Here is a 17,979-nt window from a genome sequence, read left to right as displayed (position 1 = left end):
TATAACGGAAAATGGAAACCGCTCAAATTAAAAAAAGTTGGGTGCGACACGGAAGAGCTACGTGATGCGGCTCATTCCAATCGTCCCCAACTTAAATCCTTCAATCTGCCCCTAAAGACAGTTCAAACTTAGTATAGCGTCAAATACTGATCACGTTCCCATTGATGAACTTGCGTGCGGTACATATCCCACTCAATTTCTTTGAGCTCGTAGAAATGTGCCAGTGCGTGATCGCCAAGCGCTTCGCAAATGATATCACTTCTAAGCATTTCATCAAGTGCTTCCTTCAGGTCAAGCGGCAAGCTCGGAATACCTGCATCCTGACGCTCTTCCTCTGTCATGATGTAGATATTGCGATCTGTAGGAGCTGGCAACGGAAGCTTGTTCTGGATACCATCTAGACCTGCTTTGAGCATAACAGCAAGTGCTAAATATGGATTAGCTGCTGGATCCGGGTTACGAACCTCTACACGCGTGCTTAATCCGCGTGAAGCCGGAATACGAATCATTGGCGAACGGTTGCTTGCAGACCATGCTACGTAACACGGTGCTTCGTAGCCAGGAACCAAACGCTTATATGAATTGATTGTTGGATTTGTAATAGCCGCCATTGCGCGTGCATGAAGCAGAATGCCTGCCATGTAATGACGCGCTGTTGTGCTTAGTCCAAGCTTGTCCTTCTCATCGTAGAACACATTTGTCTCGCCTTGGAACAAGGACTGATGGCAATGCATACCAGAGCCATTCACGCCAAACAAAGGCTTAGGCATAAACGATGCGTGCAAGCCATGCTCGCGTGCGACGGTTTTTACAACTAGCTTAAAGGTTTGAATTTGGTCGGCTGCTTTAATCGCATCAGCATATTTGAAATCGATCTCATGTTGACCTGGAGCAACCTCATGATGAGAAGCCTCGATCTCGAAACCCATTTCTTCTAGCGTCAATACGATCTCGCGACGACAGTTCTCACCCATATCCATAGGTGCCAAATCGAAATAACCGCCTTGGTCATTAAGCTCTGTAGTCGGCTCTCCGCGCTCATCGGTTTTGAACAAGAAAAATTCCGGTTCTGGTCCAACATTCATCGCCGTGTAACCGAGACTTTCTGCTTCTATTAAAGCCCGCTTCAGAATACCGCGCGGGTCTCCAGCGAATGGCGTACCGTCTGGCATATAAATGTCACAGATCAAACGTGCAACGCGGTCTTGAGTAACCCAAGGGAATACAACCCATGTATCAAGATCAGGGTATAGGTACATATCTGATTCTTCAATACGTACATATCCTTCAATAGATGAACCGTCAAACATCATTTTGTTATCCAGCGCTTTCTCTAGCTGGCTGACCGGAATCTCAACGTTCTTGATCGTTCCGAGCAGATCCGTAAATTGCAATCGAATAAAACGAACATTTTGTTCCTGTGCAATACGTCTAATATCCTCTTTAGTGTAACTCACAGAATCATCTCCTTAGTTTGCGAATCGATTGTTTAAAAGTGCGATTAGCGCTTATTTAAGAAACGAGTCAATTGTCCTTGAATGAGCGATGCCTGACCCGGTCTTTTCTCCAGCAATTGCTGTTTCAGCAAACGATGCAGCTGCTGATCGGAAAGCTCGCGGCGCTTCACTTCCGATTGCTCGCTTACGATTGTCGCGTCATCCGACTCTTTCGAAACCGGATTCATAACCTGTTTAATACCGGCGATATTAACGCCCTTCTCAATCAATGATTTTATTTCCAAAAGCCGTTCTACGTCATTAAACGAAAATAACCGTTGGTTTCCTGCTGTTCTTGCAGGTACGATCAATTCATGCTGCTCGTAATACCGGATTTGGCGGGCTGTTAAGTCCGTCAGCTTCATCACGATGCCGATGGGAAATAGAGCCATATTTCTGCGAATTTCGTCAGCCATGTCGCATCAACCTTCCAGTCGCTCATTTATATATTCATTCTAACCTTTCCGACATAAATGTGTCAAGTTGTGTAAGGTTTGATTACAATTAATCCACTGTCCACAAGTCGATACAACGAGGTTAGAACTCCATATTTGGCATGGGCATAGGTTAAGCCACCTTGCATATAAGCAATGTAAGGTTCACGAATAGGCGCATCAGCAGAGAGCTCTAAACTGCCTCCCTGAATGAACGTCCCTGCCGCCATGATGACAGCATTCTCATAGCCGGGCATGTCCCATGGTTCGGGAACGACATGTGAATCCACAGCCGCAGCTTGCTGAATGCCTTGTACGAACGCAATAAGATGCTCAGCTTGTCCGAAGCGGACCGCTTGTATAAGATCCGTTCTTGGTTCATTCCATCTGGGCTTCGTCTCAAACCCTAGCTCTTCGAACAAGGCAGCGGCCAGTACACTCCCTTTAATAGCTTGTCCAACCAGATGCGGAGCTAGAAATAAGCCTTGGAACATCGGTCTAAGCGTTCCGAGCATTGCCCCTACCTCACCGCCAATACCAGGAGCAGTAAGACGGTAGGCAGCGGCTTCAACAGCGAACGCTTTCCCTGCTATATAACCGCCGGTTTCAGCTAACCCGCCGCCTGGATTTTTGATAAGCGAGCCGGCCATCAGATCGACGCCAACCTGTGTAGGCTCCAGCAGCTCAGTAAACTCACCATAGCAATTATCTACAAACACGATCACCTCTGGCTTCAAAGCTTTCACACGCTTCACGATATCTTCAATCTCCGATACGGTGAAAGATGCTCGCCAGTCATACCCGCGCGAGCGCTGAATGCCAATAACCTTAGTCTGAGCCGTAATCGATTTTTCTATTAGTTCCCAGTCAAGACCGCCACTTTCAAGAAGCGGAACCTCAGCATATTTCACTCCAAAATCTTGCAGAGAGCCCATTCCATCATTAGGCTTGCCGATTACTTTATGAAGCGTATCATAAGGGCGGCCCGTTACATAAAGTAGTTCATCACCAGGGCGAAGAACGCCGAACAGCGCACAGCTGATCGTATGCGTTCCAGATACAAAGTGAGGCCTTACAATAGCAGCCTCCGCCCCCATGACATCTGCATACACTAGATCAAGTATTTCACGACCACGGTCATTATAGCCATAACCTGTCGATCCTGTGAAATGGAAATCGCTCACTTTATGACGCTGGAACGCCTCGATAACCTTCCATTGATTGCGCTCGGCAATTTTGTCTATCCTGCGGAACGCATCAGCGGCTATTGTCTCGGATTGCTCTGCAAGCAGCTCCAAATGCGCCCAAAGCTTCTGATTTTCATGCTGTCTACCCATATATCTATCTTCTCCTTAAGGCTGCGAAGCATTACGACTTCGTACGCATATGTAATTCTTTAAATAATGTAAGGCTTCAACCGATATCCATGCTGTTCGTAGTCCTGCTTACTTACCTGCACAGTGAGCTTAAGTGTTTCTTCTGTCACTTCTTGGCTAATCACCTCACCGCTGCGATAAGCGAGTGCGATCAGATCACCGCGTTCAGCCGGAACGAGAAATGATAACAAATCCCCGCTCAGCTTATCTTGGACCGATTGCTTCAGAAGCTCAAGATCTCCCTCCTCATAGGCACTAATGACCAGATTATCTCCGCCTGTAATGGGCAAATCTGCTAACGAGCCCGTATTCACGCACTTATCCTTTTTATTGTAAACCATAATAAACGGCTTATCAGCAGCACCAAGATCACCTAATATATTGTTTACCACTGCAATCTGCTCCTCACGAACAGGAGAACTGCTGTCAATTACATGCAGTACTAGGTCGGCTTCACAGACCTCTTCAAGTGTAGCACGGAATGCAGCCACTAGGTCAGTAGGAAGATTCTGAATAAAACCTACCGTGTCGGTTAACACAATTTCTCTGCCATTGGGCAGTTCAAGTGCACGGGAAGTAGGGTCTAGTGTGGCAAATAGCTGATCCTCAACGTAAACATCTGCATGCGTCAGCTCCCGCAGCAAGGTAGACTTCCCAGCATTCGTATAGCCGACCAAAGCAACCTGCGTCACTCCTGCTTTCTTACGGCGCTCACGGTGCAGCTTCCGGTGCCTGACAACTTCCTCAAGCACTGTTTTCAAATCGAAGATACGATCACGAATATGACGGCGGTCTGTTTCCAGCTTCGTTTCACCTGGGCCGCGCGTACCGATTCCGCCGCCTAATCGAGACAGGTTTTTACTTTGTCCCGACAGGCGCGGGAGCAAGTAACTAAGCTGGGCAAGCTCAACTTGAATAATGCCCTCACGAGTTTTGGCGCGGCCAGCGAATATATCGAGAATGAGCTGCGTTCGATCCACAATTTTCAGATCAAGCGTTTCCTCTAGGTTTCGCACTTGAGCACCGGATAACTCTTGATCAAAAATCGCTGTTGTAGCTCCAAGCTCATCCGCCAAAGCTTTAACTTCCTGCACTTTTCCTTTGCCGATAAACCATTTCGAATCAACTGTTTCTTTATTTTGCGTAATCGTCGTAAGTACCTCAACCCCAGCCGTTTCTGTAAGCTGAGCGAGTTCTTGCAGCGACATTTCCGAGTCTACGCCTTTTCGTTTATCCTTCGAGGTAACTAAGCTGATTAATATAGCCTTCTCAATCATATCGGGATTCGTATCGAATGTTTTCTCGCTCATCTCATGCTCCTTCTATTCGATCACCTTAATCGGCTTCGTATCCCACTTTAAATCCTCTGGTCTAATCGTCATTAACTCCTGCTTGGCGGGAACTGAGCTGGCATATTGCGTGAGCAAACGAACAGCTTGGAACCGAATCGCTTTTTCAATCGAATTCCTTACATATCTGGCGTTGCTGAATGAAAACAAAGTACTTAGCTTCTCTTGCATAAGATGCTGCCTTAATTTGAATACCGTCTGAGGCTGTAAAATATAATCGCGATCCTTAGCCATTAATTCACTGATTTGAATAAGCTGATCAACAGAATAATCTGGAAATTCGATTTGGATAGGAAATCGTGATGGAAGTCCTGGGTTAGTCAGCAGAAAATCGTCGATCTCTGCCGGGTAACCTGCAAGAATAAGCACAAATTGGTTTTTGTGATCCTCCATCGCTTTCACTAGCGTGTCGATCGCTTCCTTGCCGAAATCCTTTTCTCCTCCACGTGCCAAACTATAGGCTTCATCAACGAATAACACGCCGCCGATTGCTTTACGCACGAGATCACGGGTTTTCTGTGCCGTATGGCCAATATACTCACCGACAAGATCTGCTCGCTCCACCTCGATCAAATGGCCTTTCGTTAAGACGCCCATTTTTTGGAACAGCTTTGCAACAATTCGCGCAATCGTCGTTTTCCCCGTCCCTGGATTACCTTTGAATATCATATGATACACATGTGAGCCGCCAAACAGCCCCGCTTCTGAACGCATCCGACTAATATAAAGCAGCGCATATATCTCATAAACCAATGACTTCACGTTTTCCATCCCAATCATTGGCTCAAGCTCTTTCTGGATGTCAGCATAATGATCCACGCTGGGCAACGGCTTAACTGAAGGCAGTGGATCTGCCTCTAGAGCATGGGCAGACGCTCCTGTTTGAAAGGTTTCCTGGCTTCTTAGGATCACATTGATTTGGCGGGAAGGCCTTGCGGAGCCATTGCCTGTTCCCGTTATGACGTGTCCACTCATCTGTCGCATCACCTGTCCTTTGCATCGAGAACTGTAGCGGCTGACCGCACTACAAGTTTATTCTACCTTGCAGCAGCATATTAGCAGATTTACAGCGATGAATCAGATGGTCGAATTCCGAGAGAGAGCAGTAACGAATCAAGCTTCCATTTGGTGAAAGCCAGTACTTCGCGTGACTCATTGTAAACGGGATTGAGAACTTTTGATTTGGTTGCAGCTACCTGTAACGGCGAGAAATCAAGCTTTTTTGCGATTTCCTTCGCTCTTGCAGCATGATAATCATGAGTGATGACAAGCAGCGTACCCAGCTTCTTCTCATCTGCGATTTTTTTGCTGAAAGCCAAATTCTCGTACGTGCTGGTTGATTTATTTTCTAGCAACAGCTTGTCAGCTGAAATACCTTTTGCAAGCAGATAGTCACGCATGCCTTCGGCTTCCGTTTTGGTTGCACCGTTCGCATCTAATCCACCACTCAGAATCAGCTTGTCCACTGTGCGCGATTGAACCAGTTCCAGTGCGAAGTCCAATCTTTCTTTCAATGCCGGGCTAGGCAAATTATTCCACAATGCAGCTCCCAGTACGATGCCTGCATCGGCTTTCATAATCGGCTTCTGTGAATTGTAGCCATTAATTAACCATAATAAGTATCCGCACCAGAACACGCCTGCAATGGTCAGCCAGGCAACAACACGAAACAAGAGCAGCCACGGACGCCTTTTTCTTGATCGTTTACGTGTGCTGCTCCTTTTGCTAACTGTCTTTATCATGATTCGCTTAACTCACCGGTGCGCTCCAAGAGGCTCTTCCGGTGCTTCAGACTTAAGGTGAAGTAGCGGAAACGGCCATTGCGAATGCTTGACAGCAGCTTCCCTGCTGTTTTACGCGCCAACGCAACATCCTTGTTGTTGACATCTCCCAGCCTATGCGCATCTTCTAGCTCATCTTCATCCATCAGGAACACTTCGCCGCTAGGCAAAACAACGACGTCCAAATATAAATCATCGAACCAAGGCACTTGCTGGTCAGTTAAACCTTGTGTCTTGCATACATCGATATACCATTGAACGACTCGGCCTTTATCATCAAACATCGTCGTGACGACAAAATGCTCGCCTCTTGGGAAATGCTGCATCCACAAATATCCGCGATCCGCCAAACAAAGCTTCTTGCCGTTATATTCCTTCCATAACGGCTCACGTAATTCATGTATCCGGTAAAACGTTACGAGACCTTTGAATTCGTCGCCGTCAAGCGCTAGGCAAGAATAGCTTTTGCGCAAGATACGCCGCCAGTTGGCCCGGTCTGAAAATTTTCTCTTCATACGGAACGTACCTTTCCGTTCAATTGAGAATAGCTTGGCTGTTAAGCCACACGCTCTTCTCGGCTTTAACCTAACAATGAACAGCTTGCAACGTGTGACAATTGGATTTTTTACCTATAAAAAAAGATTACCATATCTTAACGTTCATCTCCAGCCGCCAATCAAAATAAACCAAGCCTTCTAATGGAAAATAAAAAGAATACCGTCACAAAGGACGGTATTCCACTTATTGCTCCACGATTTCAATGGATTCGATGATAATATTTTCGGCTGGCTCATTGTTTTTGAGCGGTATTTTTTCGATTGCATGAATGACGTCCATTCCACTATCGACCTTGCCGAATATCGCATAATTAGGTTCCCGATTTAAGTTAGCCGCATCCGGACCCGTGCAAATAAAAAATTGACTGCCTCCAGAATTAGGTTTACTGGCATTAGCCATTGCGACAATGCCTTCCTCAAATTTCATCTCGGTACTAAGCTCATCTGGAATGGAATAACCAGGATTACCTGTTCCATTTCCTTTGGGATCGCCTGTTTGAATCATGAAGGACTCAATAATGCGATGAAAGGCGAGACCCTCATAGAATCCCTCTCGTGCTAAAAACACGAAATTATTTACCGTCACAGGCGCATCATCAGCGAATAGCTTAATGGTGAAATCACCTTTCGATGTCTTGAACTTCGCTACATACGATTTATCGAGATCAATCTGCATGTCGGGCATTTTGTCCCAGCTCATCGTCTTGGCTGAGGCCTGCGCGCTGTCCCCGCCTGCTCCTCCAGCCGCGTTCCTGCCGCAGCCTGCTGTTATCATGACAACTGCAACAACTGCTATTAAAGCTAGGAATCGTGACATCTTTCTATCCGTCATTGCTAACCACCCGTTCCTTGCAAATTGCCGCCAGTTTCAGGATTTCCTAATGCATTCGTCCCATTGTCGGTGCCAGTGCTTTGATCTGGTGTAGGTGTAGGCTCAACCGAACCGTTGCCTGCACCAGGATCCAACGTTACTTCTGGTATCGTGCTCTCAGATGGAGTAGGTGTTACTTCACCTCCATCACCTTCAATCGGAGGTGTTATCTCACCGCCATCCGGATCTACAGGTTCTGGCTCCATCGGAATTTCAGGTATGATTTCCGTTTCCGGAATAGCTACTTTGATTTTCTGAGAAGGTGCGCTCTCCAAATCATTCTTAGCATCGTAAGCGACTACGTAATATTCGTAAGTCATGCCTGGGAATGCACTCATATCATCGACACTCGTAGACGCAAGCGAATCGACAAATTGACTGAAATCACTCTCTGAAGCTTCCTTACGGAATACCTCATAAGTTACTTTACCATCTTGATACGGATCCCAAGTCAATTGAACCCGCATTTCTTCAGGTATGAACACCGCATTGAAGTTTGTAATCGCTGCTGGCGGCTTATCTTCCTTAACACCTTGAGGCTTACTAAAGCTGGATTTAGCTACATTTTTCATTGCAGATTTCATTACCTTGGCGAACAAAGCTGCAGCTTGACTGCCTCCAGTGTCCAGAATGTGTTCCTTGTCCGTCTTATCGTATCCCATCCATACGGATGCTGTCCACTCCGGCGTATAGCCGACGAACCATGCATCCTTAATGCCAGAACCTTTGTAATTAGGAATACCATGCTGCGTCGTACCTGTCTTGCCTGCCAAAGCTCTGCCAATTGCAGCCTTTGATCCCGTTCCACCCTTCTCAACTACGGTCTGCATCATTTCAGTCAAATAATACGCCGTTTCAGCGGACATTAACTGCTTCACTGCGGGAGCTTCGTAAGTGAATGCATTGCTCGACTTACCATCGATCTTGCGAATAGAGTGGGTATCAACAGACTTTCCGGCATTAGCAAATACGCTGTACGCTGTTGCCATCTGCATTGGCGTTGCTCCTTTGTATAAACCGCCAAGTGCAGCAGATAGATTGCGATCTTCCACATTATCCAGCTCAATGCCAAGCTTGGTTGCGAATGCAAATCCATTCTTGAGACCAACCTGATTCAGCATCCATACTGCAGCTAGATTACGTGAATCCTTAATGGCCTGTGTCATGGAGACCGGTGTTGCTCCCCATCTATCGGTCGGACAGTAGTTGCCGTAGCATTTCTTATCATTAGCAAGAACGGTCCACGGGAAGTACTTGCCTGATTCCAGTGCTGGGCCGTAGGCAATAATCGGCTTTAATGCTGAGCCTGGCTGACGTTTAACGTCAACGCGATTCAGCCCTTTTTTCACATAATCGCGGCCGCCCGACAACGCCTGAATCTCACCATTACGATGATCAATAATAATCATCGCGCCTTCAACTTGACGATCATCCTTACTATTCTCGAAGTTATCGTCATCGTTAAACTGCGTATCCATCGAATTCTGGGCGTCTACATTAAGCGTCGTATAAATTTTATACCCGCCGATCCTAAGTGCTTCCTCTGATAGATTCAACACTTCGGTCGCTTCATCAACCACATAATCAACGAATGCCGGATACTTATCCGTCGTTCTCTCGACGTGATTCTCCGGAATTTCATACACGACCGCCTTCGCTTCCTCCATCTCAGGTGCCGTAATATATCCTTGATCGTACATCAGCTTCAGCACAACAGCTCTACGATTCATAGAGTCCTCTGGGTGGGCGATCGGATTGTAGCGATTCGGTGCCTTAGGCATAGCGGCAAGCGTTGCAACTTGCCAAAGCTCGAGCTTATCTAAATCAGTATCGAAATAAAACTTAGCTGCTTCTTTAACACCATGAACTCTCTTGCCGAAGAAGATTCGGTTTAAGTACATGGTCAGAATTTCATCCTTGGTATACTGCTGTTCAAGGGCTACAGCGATAGAAGCCTCAGTTGCTTTCCGGAAAAACGTTTTGTCTGCCGTCAGAAATACGTTTTTCGCTAGCTGCTGCGTAATCGTACTTGCACCTTCCACAGCGCTGCGTGCGATAACGTCCTTCACCACAGCTCGTCCGATTGCGAAGAAATCAATTCCTGAGTGCTCTCGGAAACGCTGATCCTCTGTTGCAATCATCGCGTCAAGCAATGACTTTGGAATCTCAGAGAACTCTGCAATCTCGCGAACCTCGTTCGGGTCAGACAGCCTTGCGATCTCGTTGTTATTCGCATCATAGATGATGGATGATTCACCGAATACGAGCTTGTTAGCATTCTCTGTCAGTACCCTCTCACCATTCAGAATAATGAGCAGGTATCCGACAATCCCGCATACGATCGCGATTACCGCTGTAAAAAACAATCCATAAAACCATTTTCGACCTGATATTTTTTTCCTCTTCTTTTGTTTCGGTGTAGACTTTCTGTTCGGTCGTTCAGCCATAGCCGACTCCCCTCCTGTTGATACAAAGTTCGTCTATCTATCATTTCCACGAAATGAAAAGAGCAACCCAGCTTGGAGCGGGTTGCTCTTGCATGCCGCTATCTAGTTAAACGATACACGTTATTAGAAAGTTTCATTAAACGTACAAGCTTATGATTCGGACGCACCGTGGTCCTGCTGCATCAATGATACATTTCGTTGCGGGGTAAACGTCGATATAGCATGTTTGTATACCATCTGTTGACGACCTTCGCTGTCAATGATAATTGTGAAGTTATCGAACGCTTTAATAACGCCTCTAATTTGAAAACCATTCATTAAAAAAACCGTCACCGGTATGTTGTCTTTGCGAAGCTGATTCAGGAACGTATCTTGAATATTGATCGATTTGTTCATTGGACGTTACCCCCGTCTTATAAAGATTGATTAGAAGTATATTCAAGATTAACTTGAAACTTTCCTGCTATTATAGCATGAACGGTTTGCAAATTGTTGTGAAAATTTTCCCCCATGTCGATCCAGTGGATATCGTTCATGTGTCGAAACCATGAGAGCTGACGCTTGGCAAACCTTCGCGTATCCCTTTTAAGTCGTTCTACCGCTGCTTCCAGCGTGCAGTTCCCCTGCAAATATTGTGCAATCTCCTTATAGCCCAAACCCTGCATCGCAACTGCGGCAGGCGGCATATCCCTATCCAGTAGCAGCCTCACCTCTTCTACTAAGCCTTGCTCCATCATCAAATCTACGCGTTGCTCTATTCTACGATACAACTCCGAGCGGTCCATAGTCAAACCGATGATGCAAAGCTCGTAGGGAGAGACCTTCGTTTGCCCAGCCTGCTGCTCCGAAAATGTCTGCCCAGTCATATGAAAAACTTCCAGCGCACGGATGACTCTTCTTAGATCATTGGGATGAAGACGCTCACCTGCGGGAGGGTCGATAGCAGCCAATCGCGCATGCAGCGCCACCGCGCCATGCTCAGAAGCAAAACGTTCCTGCTCTTGTCTGAAGGCTTCATCTGAGCCAATATCAGCGAACTGAAATTGATAGCAAACGGACTCTACGTATAGCCCTGTTCCGCCAACGATGAATGGCAGCTTGCCCCGCTCTGCAATTTGAGATATAGCAGCAGTTGCTCCCGCTTGAAAATCTGCAGCCGAATACGGTACATCAGGCTCAGAAATATCAATAAGATGATGAGGGATTCCCTCACGCTCATCCAATGGAATCTTGGCCGTTCCGATGTCCATCCCCTTGTACACTTGCATGGAATCACCCGATATAATTTCTGCATTCCAATACTTCGCAATATCGAGGCTCATCCTCGTTTTGCCAACTGCTGTCGGTCCGATAAGGACTAGTAGCGGTTGTTTGCGATCCTGCAGCCCCTCATGCTCTTGGTGAACGTTGTTAGAATCTTTGTTCAAAGCTTGATCACTCCATATGCAATTTTCGATGTATTCACATGCTTGCGCTCGAAGCCAAGCCTCGCGAACTCGTCGCTCGCTTGATGCTCCTTTAGTACTACCGTTTTCGTAGCTACTCGTTTGGCTTCGTCGATGACTTCAATTGTCAATGCGTCCATATTGGCGATTGTACGAAGCGGCGCAATCGAGCTGGATTCATGAAGCGGCATTCGGAACATCGGGTCGAAATATACGATATCCGCGCTATTATCGGGCATTTCACGCAAGTAATCCAGATGGTTCATGCCAATCATCTCAATGCGTCTCATCGCAGCGTCCACATCCGGAAGGCTGGTTTTATAACTTGCCAGACCTTCCCGCACTAGCGAGTAAAGCACCGGCTCACTTTCAATAGCAGTGACTCTGCCTGTAGGTCCTGAGGCATAGGAAAACACAAGCGAATCCGAAGCAAGTCCCGCTGTGCAATCAATGATTCGACTCCCACTTTCGCACTCTGAAAGCTCAATTAGAGGATCCGTTTCTCCTCTACGCAATCGCTTCACTCGGACGAAAGCCATGCTAGGATGGAAGTAAAGTGGAGATTCAGATTGCCCTTCATAATAACGGACTTCTGAATCTGTCACAACAAGCAGCCGCTTGTCCTCCGTCATGCCGATTAGCTTCGCTACGGTCAAGTTGCTGCGCGTCTTGAGAGATGCCCCTAGCTCCTTCGAGAGCCTAACTGCTTGCGCGAGCACGCGCTCTGAAGGCTTTGCTGTTGTAGTTACAATCACGACATCACCCGCTTGAACATTTTTTCGAGCTGGTAAGTTGACAAATGTACGATAATCGGACGGCCATGCGGGCAGGTGTACGGCTGTTTGCAATTGGATAGACGCGCAAGCAGCGTCTCCCCTTCCTCGCGGTTCATCCGGTCATTCGCTTTGATCGAAGCTTTGCAGGAGCACATAATGGCCGCTTTCTCGCGCAGCTTGGCTATATTAATCGACTTGCGCTCCGAAATTAGCAGCTCAGCCATTTCCTCAAGTAATGACTGCTCCTCGCCCTGCGGCATCCATTCGGGATATGAACGAACAAGAAATGTTTGTGAGCCGAACGACTCCAGCTCAACACCTGCTTGAGCAAACAAAGGCAGCAGTTCGCGCAGCTGAGTTGCTTCTCCTGCTGTAAATTCAAGCGTAAGTGGAACTAGCAGCTGCTGACTTGCCGCCTCAGGCTTCCCGAATTTCTCGTAATAATACTCATAATTAATGCGCTCATGTGCAGCATGCTGGTCAATCAAATAAAGACCATCCTCAGACTGCGCAACAATATAGGTGCCATGATGCTGTCCAATCCAATACAGCTCAGGGAAAGCAGGCGCATCCTCGTCTGGCACATCCGCATCTGACGGAAGCTGCGCTACAGGTGCACCAGAATATGCTGCAACTGAGTTTGCTTCAGAGGTAGAGATGTCCTCACTTACAGCACTTTGTTCTGTGTTATGCTCGTTAGACTGACTCTCATTCACTAGCGATGCTTCAACTTCAACTTCAGCTTCAGTTACAGATGCCTGCTCCCAAGCGCCGTTCGTTTCACGTACAATCGTAATATTAGATTCTGACGAAGCTGGTGGCGCATAGAGCTTCTCAGAGGCGTTACGCGGAACATACTCCCGCTCGGAAACAGGCGGCTTGTAGGATGACACAGCTGCTTTGCTGCCTTGATTAGGCTGAAAAGGCTTGAAGGCATCGATCGCCGGCTCCGGCCGATGGAAAGAAATAGCATCCTGCACAAACAACGGCTTCGAGCGCTCCGTTTTCGTAACCGATTCCGGCCCTGGAATATGGCGCTGTCTTCCGAGCACTTTTTTGATCGCGTCTTCAATAATCGAGCGTAGCTCTGGCTCCTTGCTGAAGCGAACTTCCATCTTGGATGGGTGTACGTTGACATCCAATAGACTTGGATGCATGCCTAGCTCAAGAATAACGAGCGGGTAGCGGTTAATCGGCAGCAGCGTGTGATAGGCTTGCAGCAACGACTGATTAATCGTATGACTGCGGATGTAGCGCCCATTAACGATAGCAGTAATACCATTGCGATTGGCACGAGTCAGCTCCGGCTTCGAAATATAGCCGCGAAGCTCATAGTCCGACGTTTCCGCTTCAACAGGCAGCATCACTTTCGCCGTATTCGAGCCATATACAGCAGCGATCACCTGCAGCCTGTCTCCTGTGCCGAGCGTCCGCAGCAGTACATTTCCATTATGCTTGAATGTAAAAGCAATTCCCGGATGGGCGAGTGCAATTCTATTCACATAATCCGAGATATGACCAAGCTCCGTCTGGATCGCCTTCATATATTTAAGGCGGGCTGGCGTATTATAGAACAAATCCCGCACTGTCATTTCCGTTCCTTGCGGCGCATTCGCCGGCTCGTCAATCGTAACCTTGCCTCCTTCGATTACGATGCGGCGTGCAAGACCTGTCGATGTATCAGAGGATGTACATTGCAAGCGAGATACTGCAGCAATACTCGGAAGCGCCTCACCTCGAAAGCCTAAACTTGCAATTCGGAATAGATCGCTGCTCGTCGAGATCTTGCTGGTAGCATGACGTTGAAACGCCGTCACAATATCAGAAGCCTCAATGCCGTAACCGTTGTCGATGACTCGGATAAGCGTCAAGCCGCCCTCTTCAATCGAGATATCAATCGTCGTACTGCCGGCATCAACCGCATTCTCAACAAGCTCCTTGACGACTGATGCTGGCCGCTCAACCACTTCGCCCGCTGCTATTTGGTTGGCAAGCTGCTCATCCAGCACTTTGATTTTCCCCATGGCGTTCACTTTCCTCCATCCGCTTTACTAATTGTTTAATTTACTTTTCATATCATTCAGCCATTGCATCGCCTGCATTGGCGTAAGGTTAAATAGATCCAGCTTGCGCAGCTGTTCAGCAAGCTGCTCGGCCTTTGGACTTACTTTCTTTCGCGCTGGCTCAGCTGCACTTTCCTGAGCAGGCTCATCAAAAATCGATAACTGGACAATGGCACGCGGCTCCGCAACCTGATTAGGCGCTTCTGCCGCAGGTGCAGATTGCGCGTAGGCGAGGGAATTCGCGGCGGTAGCTGCCGCCGTCTCCGCTCGCACGGCTGGTCTCGGCGTATCACTCTCAAGCGTACTATCCAACAGCTCATAAGCTCTTCCAATAATCGATTGCGGCAATCCAGCCAATTGAGCGCAATAAATACCGTAGCTTGTACTCGCAGCGCCAGCAATCAGCTTTCTCAAAAAGGTTACATTATCGCCGCTTTCCTCAACAGCCATCCGAGCATTCGCGAGCGCAGGCAATGAATCCTCCAAATGCGCGAGCTCGTGGAAGTGGGTTGATACGAGTGCTTTGCAGCCGATATGGTGATGCACATATTCAATAACCGCTTGTGCAATTGCCATACCTTCACCTGTTGAAGTTCCGCGCCCAAGCTCATCAATAATAACGAGACTATTTGCAGTCGCTTTCTCCGTCATGATCTGAATATCTTTCATCTCGACCATAAAGGTGCTTTGCCCGCCTATTAGATCATCTGCTGCGCCAATACGAGTAAATATTCGATCTATCAGCGGGATTTCAGACGATTTAGCCGGAACGAAGCAGCCAATCTGAGCCATAATGCAAATAAGTGCGACTTGGCGCATATAGGTGCTTTTACCCGCCATGTTCGGCCCAGTGATAAGAAGCATCCACTGCTCGTCCTTCTGAAGCGATGTATCATTGGATATGAACGGGATGCCATCCATCATTGCTTCCACGACAGGATGCTTGCCATCCTCGATGCGAAGATTGTAGCTCTCCGTCACTTTCGGACGGGTGAAACGCCGTTCAGCGCTAACCGTAGCCATCGATTGATACACATCCAGCTCTGCAATAACAGCAGCGGCCTTCTGAAGCCGGTGCAGATGAAGCGATAAATGGTCGCGAAGCTCTACAAAGCGTTCATATTCAAGATCGACCATTTTATCCTCTGCTTCTAGGATCAGTTTTTCCTTCTCCTTGAGCTCAGGTGTTACGAAGCGTTCGGCATTAGCAAGCGTCTGCTTTCGCTCGTATCTTCCTTCTGGAAGAGAGGAGAGATTGCCTTTCGACACTTCAAGGTAATAACCAAAAATACGATTGTAGCCGATTTTTAAATTTTTGATACCTGTAGCTTCACGCTCTTGGCGCTCAAGCTCTGCAAGCCATTTCTTCCCATTGGTGCTAGCTTCGCGCAACTGGTCAAGGTAAGCATCATAGCCTGCTCGGATAAGCCCACCTTCTTTGATCGTTACTGGCGGCTCATCAACGAGCACTGTTTCAATTAAGTCTGCCAGATCTGAGCAGTTATCCGTTCCTTCAACCAGAAGCTTAAGCACCTCCGAGCCTGATTGCTCGCAAAGAGCCGTCAACTGCGGAATACGCCGAAGTGAGCTGCGAAGTGCATTCAGATCCCGCCCATTCGCGCTGCCGAAGGCAACTCTGCCCACCAAGCGTTCCAAGTCGTAGATGGGCTGCAGCTCCGAGCGAATATCATCCCTCAGAATGAGATTGAGATATAAGGTTTCAACGGCATCCAGCCGCTTCTCGACTGCTGCGCTGCTTAGAAGCGGCTTATCGATCCAGCGACGCAGCAGCCTAGCCCCCATAGACGTTTGCGTTCGATCCAGCAGCCACAGCAATGATCCTTTCTTGCTGCGGTCGCGCACCGTTTCGGTCAGCTCCAGATTTCTTCTCGTATAATGGTCCAAAATCATAAACTGATTCGGCTCGTAACTCGAAATTGCGCGTACATGCCCTAATGACCGTTTTTGCGTCTCTTCCAAATAACCGGTCAGCACACTTACGGCCTGCAGCCGCGCTCCAGCAATCTTAGCTAATTCAGCTTCCCCGAATTGCTCTAGCAGCTTGTCCGCCGCCATCGGTTCACGGGATGTAAGCAATAGCTGCCTGTTCCACACTGCAGTTGATTGAACACGGTCAAGCAGCTCCTTATCGCCAACCAGCTCTGAAGGTTGATATACGTTTATTTCATCAATGAGTGCTTCCAAATGCTCAGGGAACGAAGTCACGTAAAGCTCCCCTGTCGACAGATCACATGCGGATAACCCAAATATGCCGCCGACCTGCACGATAGCAGCGATAAAATTGTTGGTGTTGCCGTCCAGAGCTTTGGTCTCCATGACCGTACCCGGTGTAATGATCCGCACAATTTCCCGTCTAACGACACCTTTCGCTGCTGCCGGGTCTTCTACCTGCTCACATATTGCTACTTTAAAGCCTTTATCAACAAGGCGGCTAATATAATTGTCAGCGGAGTGGTAAGGTACACCGCACATCGGGATTTTTTTCTCGCCCCCGCCTTCGCGGCCCGTCAATGTTATCTCAAGCTCGCGAGAAGCCGCTATTGCATCATCAAAAAACATTTCATAAAAGTCACCTAGACGGAAAAATAAAAAAGCGTCCTTCGCTTCTTCTTTGATTGCCAGGTATTGCAAAATCATCGGCGTATATCCAGCCATTCCGATCCCCCTCAAAAACATCAACATATCTATGAATAAGCGGGCAGCGCAAGCAATTGTTGGCTGCCCATTCAGCAAACATTAGATATTCATTATAACAAGCGGAACAGATGTGCGCCATAAGCGAAGAGAATAAGACAGACATGTTTAAGCGAAGCAGACTGTTTCGCTAAGCTCGAACGGCTTATGGCGTCCATTTTGTAGACGCCATCATTTCAGCGAAACGTATAGAGAAAGGATTAGTAAACCGATTTCCTTTCTTTTATTTCGGAGGACTTATCCATCTTTTTAAGCTTCGCATCATTTCCTAAACATGAACATATTTACGCTTACAGCTTCTGTTCGCGCTCACTCTTACCACTATCCGACTCCATAAGCGCATATTTGTGCTTACAGCACTCTAATTTTGGTTACTTGGCTGCTGTAAGAGCATATTTGCGCATATAGCCATCGTTTTCAGCATTGCATCATTTCCCCTTAAGTTAAAAGAAACACCCGACAGCAACCTTTGGAGGATCGGTATGTTTCATTTCCAGAAATTTAAAGATATTGCTTAGTAGATAATGTAACTGCCTTACGTGTCATTTAATATAAGGGAAAAACATCCCACTGCTGTTCGTAATGATAATGGCAACGCTGGAGTGTCTGCGCCTTTCGTGATGCTACTTTCAAGTTGGAAGACTTGAAGCTAATCTCAAGGTGGATGAC

The 17,979-nt window shown here is 47.4% G+C and carries 14 protein-coding genes; all 14 read right to left on the bottom strand.

From position 1 onward, the window contains the following. Positions 1–128: 128 nt before the first annotated feature. Positions 129–1,457, bottom strand: coding sequence for a type I glutamate--ammonia ligase (gene glnA / locus FGT79_RS01750; RefSeq protein WP_138751063.1), 1,329 nt, complete (start codon positions 1,455–1,457; stop codon positions 129–131). A 44-nt stretch (positions 1,458–1,501) separates the two neighbouring features. Next, positions 1,502–1,912: a MerR family transcriptional regulator gene (locus FGT79_RS01745; protein WP_076334621.1), complete on the bottom strand. Its 411-nt coding sequence runs from the start codon at positions 1,910–1,912 to the stop codon at positions 1,502–1,504. Between the two features lie 62 nt (positions 1,913–1,974). Then, positions 1,975–3,267, bottom strand: a complete 1,293-nt coding sequence (locus FGT79_RS01740; RefSeq protein ID WP_138751062.1) for a methionine gamma-lyase family protein — start codon at positions 3,265–3,267, stop codon at positions 1,975–1,977. A 59-nt stretch (positions 3,268–3,326) separates the two neighbouring features. Then, on the bottom strand, positions 3,327–4,616 hold the full coding sequence (gene hflX / locus FGT79_RS01735) for a GTPase HflX (RefSeq protein WP_138751061.1): 1,290 nt from the start codon (positions 4,614–4,616) through the stop codon (positions 3,327–3,329). 12 nt (positions 4,617–4,628) lie between these two features. Further along, positions 4,629–5,630: an AAA family ATPase gene (locus FGT79_RS01730; RefSeq protein ID WP_138751060.1), complete on the bottom strand. Its 1,002-nt coding sequence runs from the start codon at positions 5,628–5,630 to the stop codon at positions 4,629–4,631. Between the two features lie 89 nt (positions 5,631–5,719). After that, positions 5,720–6,397 carry a YdcF family protein gene (locus FGT79_RS01725; protein ID WP_138751059.1) on the bottom strand — a complete coding sequence of 226 codons (678 nt, stop codon included), beginning with the start codon at positions 6,395–6,397 and terminating at the stop codon, positions 5,720–5,722. After that, positions 6,394–6,951, bottom strand: coding sequence for a ribonuclease FAU-1 family protein (locus FGT79_RS01720; protein WP_138751058.1), 558 nt, complete (start codon positions 6,949–6,951; stop codon positions 6,394–6,396). The genes FGT79_RS01725 and FGT79_RS01720 overlap by 4 nt, the downstream gene beginning before the upstream one ends. Before the next feature lie 226 nt (positions 6,952–7,177). Beyond that, complete coding sequence (locus tag FGT79_RS01715; protein WP_246096092.1) at positions 7,178–7,825, bottom strand: peptidylprolyl isomerase; 648 nt, start codon at positions 7,823–7,825, stop codon at positions 7,178–7,180. A gap of 2 nt (positions 7,826–7,827) precedes the next feature. Continuing rightward, a complete protein-coding gene (locus FGT79_RS01710) occupies positions 7,828–10,311 on the bottom strand; it encodes a penicillin-binding protein 1A (protein ID WP_138751057.1) in 2,484 nt (827 codons plus the stop codon). Positions 10,312–10,461: 150 nt separating this feature from the next. Next, entirely contained in the window at positions 10,462–10,707 is a 246-nt protein-coding gene (gene hfq, locus FGT79_RS01705; protein WP_138751056.1) for an RNA chaperone Hfq, read from the bottom strand. Positions 10,708–10,724: 17 nt separating this feature from the next. Continuing rightward, positions 10,725–11,696, bottom strand: a complete 972-nt coding sequence (gene miaA / locus FGT79_RS01700; protein ID WP_138752889.1) for a tRNA (adenosine(37)-N6)-dimethylallyltransferase MiaA — start codon at positions 11,694–11,696, stop codon at positions 10,725–10,727. Positions 11,697–11,734: 38 nt separating this feature from the next. Continuing rightward, positions 11,735–12,511, bottom strand: coding sequence for a class I SAM-dependent methyltransferase (locus FGT79_RS01695; protein ID WP_138751055.1), 777 nt, complete (start codon positions 12,509–12,511; stop codon positions 11,735–11,737). Continuing rightward, positions 12,508–14,556: a DNA mismatch repair endonuclease MutL gene (gene mutL, locus FGT79_RS01690; RefSeq protein WP_138751054.1), complete on the bottom strand. Its 2,049-nt coding sequence runs from the start codon at positions 14,554–14,556 to the stop codon at positions 12,508–12,510. Before mutL ends, FGT79_RS01695 begins: the two co-directional genes overlap by 4 nt. Positions 14,557–14,583: 27 nt before the next feature. After that, positions 14,584–17,271, bottom strand: coding sequence for a DNA mismatch repair protein MutS (gene mutS, locus FGT79_RS01685; protein WP_138751053.1), 2,688 nt, complete (start codon positions 17,269–17,271; stop codon positions 14,584–14,586). Positions 17,272–17,979 lie beyond the last annotated feature (708 nt).

The sequence above is a fragment of the Paenibacillus sinopodophylli genome (assembly GCF_005930355.1).
Classification (GTDB): domain Bacteria; phylum Bacillota; class Bacilli; order Paenibacillales; family Paenibacillaceae; genus Pristimantibacillus; species Pristimantibacillus sinopodophylli.
Note: the sequence above shows the minus strand (reverse complement) of the source record. Positions and strands in the feature narration are given on the sequence as shown.

Excerpts from the sequence above, each read along its gene's own strand:
- FGT79_RS01745 (WP_076334621.1), bottom strand. The coding sequence starts at position 1,912 with ATGGCTGACGAAATTCGCAGAAATATGGCTCTATTTCCCATCGGCATC.
- FGT79_RS01740 (WP_138751062.1), bottom strand. The coding sequence starts at position 3,267 with ATGGGTAGACAGCATGAAAATCAGAAGCTTTGGGCGCATTTGGAGCTG.
- hflX (WP_138751061.1), bottom strand. The coding sequence starts at position 4,616 with ATGAGCGAGAAAACATTCGATACGAATCCCGATATGATTGAGAAGGCT.
- FGT79_RS01730 (WP_138751060.1), bottom strand. The coding sequence starts at position 5,630 with ATGAGTGGACACGTCATAACGGGAACAGGCAATGGCTCCGCAAGGCCT.
- FGT79_RS01725 (WP_138751059.1), bottom strand. The coding sequence starts at position 6,397 with ATGATAAAGACAGTTAGCAAAAGGAGCAGCACACGTAAACGATCAAGA.
- FGT79_RS01720 (WP_138751058.1), bottom strand. The coding sequence starts at position 6,951 with ATGAAGAGAAAATTTTCAGACCGGGCCAACTGGCGGCGTATCTTGCGC.
- FGT79_RS01715 (WP_246096092.1), bottom strand. The coding sequence starts at position 7,825 with ATGACGGATAGAAAGATGTCACGATTCCTAGCTTTAATAGCAGTTGTT.
- FGT79_RS01710 (WP_138751057.1), bottom strand. The coding sequence starts at position 10,311 with ATGGCTGAACGACCGAACAGAAAGTCTACACCGAAACAAAAGAAGAGG.
- hfq (WP_138751056.1), bottom strand. The coding sequence starts at position 10,707 with ATGAACAAATCGATCAATATTCAAGATACGTTCCTGAATCAGCTTCGC.
- mutL (WP_138751054.1), bottom strand. The coding sequence starts at position 14,556 with ATGGGGAAAATCAAAGTGCTGGATGAGCAGCTTGCCAACCAAATAGCA.
- mutS (WP_138751053.1), bottom strand. The coding sequence starts at position 17,271 with ATGGCTGGATATACGCCGATGATTTTGCAATACCTGGCAATCAAAGAA.